We start from the raw sequence: 527 nt of genomic DNA, 5'->3' as shown, positions 1-527 counted from the left end.
CCCGAATTCAGGTTCCAAGTGCACCAAACCTTAAATCACTAATTAATAAAGACTTCTTCAGCTGTCTGATAATTTAGTATTTTCCTTGGGCGAGTATTAATTTTCATTACAACCTCTTGGAGTTGTTCATTAGTTATAGTTGAAAAATCAGTTTTCTTTGGGAAATAACGCCTGATCAGACCGTTTGTATGTTCATTTGTTCCTCGTTGCCACGAACAATAAGGATCAGCAAAATAAATAATAAAATCTAGTTCTTCTTCCAAAGCTTTAAATTTCGAAAATTCTTTTCCATTATCCAAGGTCAGAGTTAACTGTTTATGCTCTGGAATCTCTTTAAACATCTCTACTGTAGCCGTATTGAATGACTCAGCTTGCTTAGTCTCTATTTTTTTCGCGATTAAATATCGAGAGCTACGGTCAACATGGGTTACAAAAAAACCAGAGCCCTTTTTGCCTTCAATTAAATCACCTTCCCAGTCACCTATTCGGCTTCTGTCTTCGACTATTTTTGGTCGTTCGCTAATACT

Annotated in this window: 1 protein-coding gene; it reads right to left on the bottom strand. The window is 36.1% G+C overall.

From position 1 onward, the window contains the following. Positions 1–38 precede the first annotated feature (38 nt). On the bottom strand, positions 39–527 hold a 489-nt coding region (locus ADS77_RS21420), incomplete at its 5' end, for an IS30 family transposase (protein WP_152960673.1).

The sequence above is a fragment of the Pseudoalteromonas porphyrae genome, assembly GCF_001298125.1.
GTDB classification, from domain to species: Bacteria; Pseudomonadota; Gammaproteobacteria; order Enterobacterales; family Alteromonadaceae; genus Pseudoalteromonas; species Pseudoalteromonas neustonica.
The sequence above is the reverse complement of the archived record's forward strand: the minus strand, read 5'-3'. Positions and strand labels throughout refer to the sequence as shown.